This is a genomic window from Mycobacterium sp. 1245852.3 (genome assembly GCF_001669335.1).
In the GTDB taxonomy this organism is placed as follows: Bacteria; Actinomycetota; Actinomycetes; order Mycobacteriales; family Mycobacteriaceae; genus Mycobacterium; species Mycobacterium europaeum_A.
In genome coordinates this window covers 1-1,588 of the sequence record NZ_LZLL01000527.1, presented here as the reverse complement: position 1 = coordinate 1,588, position 1,588 = coordinate 1, and the positions used below count along the sequence as shown (strand labels likewise).

Here is a 1,588-nt window from a genome sequence, read left to right as displayed (position 1 = left end):
CCTGCGCAGTCTCCATGTATCGATCGGCGGCCATCCGGTGCGGCGGGTTGGCCCCGTCGACGTCACTGGCCGGGATCACCGCGCTGCTGGCCACGATCACCGAACCGGTCCGGGCGTGACGCTCGAACGCGTTGAGGACGTCAAGCTGCAGGTGCTCCTTGCCGTCCCCATCACGTTCGTACATCACCCGTTTCGAGCAATGATGCGGCGCCAGAAGCACATTCCACTCCAGATACTGCTCCCGGTCGTAGTACTCGCTGTAGTCGAAAATCTTCATGAGGGTGTCGTGGGCAAGGTCGCCGAACAGCAGCACCTTCCCGTCGATCCCAGACTCGTCGGTCAGCGTCACCTGCATCGCCAGCGACGTCTCGTTGCGCGCGGCGGCGCAGTCATCTTTGAACGGCGCGTGGATGAACGCTTCGAACCGCCCGGCACACTCTTGCCCGTCGAGCACCGTCAACGCCTGCCCGGGCCAGGCCTTGTACTCATCGGGCAGCTCGTCGTAGGGGTGGGCCCCGTGCTCGTCGTCGTAACCGACCACCACGATGCGATCACCGCTGGCCGGCGTCGACCCAGCAGCCAAGGCGGCCTTGGTTGCCTCGATGCGCCGTTCAGACTCTTCCCGGAACGCGATCGCGTCCGCGCACGGATCGGGGGCGTCGGGGTCACTGAACTCGCGCCACAACCGCGGCGTCGACCACAACTCCCCGATCTGCACCTGGTCCAGCAAATCGGCGAAACCCAGGCAGTGGTCCTTGTCGGCGTGGGTCAGCGCAAACACCGCGAGGTAGGGCTTTCCGTCGACCTGAGGCAAGGCATCCACCAGCTTGTCGACCACCGGGACTTCCGGGTTGCTGTCATCATCGGCCTTGGCCATATCGTGCAGATCGACCTGCAGCACAACCTGATCGTCAACAATGACGGTCGTGCTGTCCCCGGTACCGACTGGCCAGAACACCACACCCCGCGACGGCAATTCGCTCACGCAACGCCTCACTCTCCCGGCAACCCCGGACCCGCACTCCATGCAGCACCCCGCTGCAAATATTGACGCTACCGGAGGGCACCGACAGTTCTTGGGCAGGCATCCCGCCGTTTCACCGGTGTTCGTTGTGGGCCGAAAGACCACCCGCGGGGACGCCGCGAGTATCGCGACCGGCCCCGCGTGATGTCGCTCCCAGCACCTATGGTCCATCCCGTTCGGCTATTCGTAGGTGGCCAGTTTCCGTCGCAGCGCAAGATTTTCGCCTTGGGCGACGGCCAGCGCTTTTTCCAGGGCGGCGGTGTCTTCTTGGTGTCGTCGCCGCAACCGCTTGATCTGCGCCGACAAGGCGCGGACCGCTCCGGATGCGCTATCCGAGTCTTGTGGGGCAGTCGATGCGACTCGGGTGGGCGCGCTGTTCCTCAGCTCGTGGATACGTTGGCGCAGAGCAGGCTGGCGGTAGAGGAAATCAGTCGAGATGCCCGCTTTACGGGCGACGCTGGCGAAAGTGATGGGCGTTCCCGTGGCGGACAGTGCGGTCAGCGCATCGGTGGGTCGCTGCAGGCTTTCTTCGTGTCGCCGATGAGCTGCATCGCGCAGGTGCTG

Annotated in this window: 2 protein-coding genes; both read right to left on the bottom strand. The window is 64.7% G+C overall.

Annotated elements, in window-relative coordinates:
• The coding region (locus A9W96_RS24140) for a hypothetical protein (protein WP_067143665.1) at window positions 1-985 on the bottom strand (985 nt) is incomplete at its 3' end.
• A 219-nt stretch (window positions 986-1,204) separates the two neighbouring features.
• A partial coding sequence (locus A9W96_RS32340) for a DUF6262 family protein (RefSeq protein ID WP_197499623.1) occupies window positions 1,205-1,588 on the bottom strand: 384 nt, incomplete at its 5' end.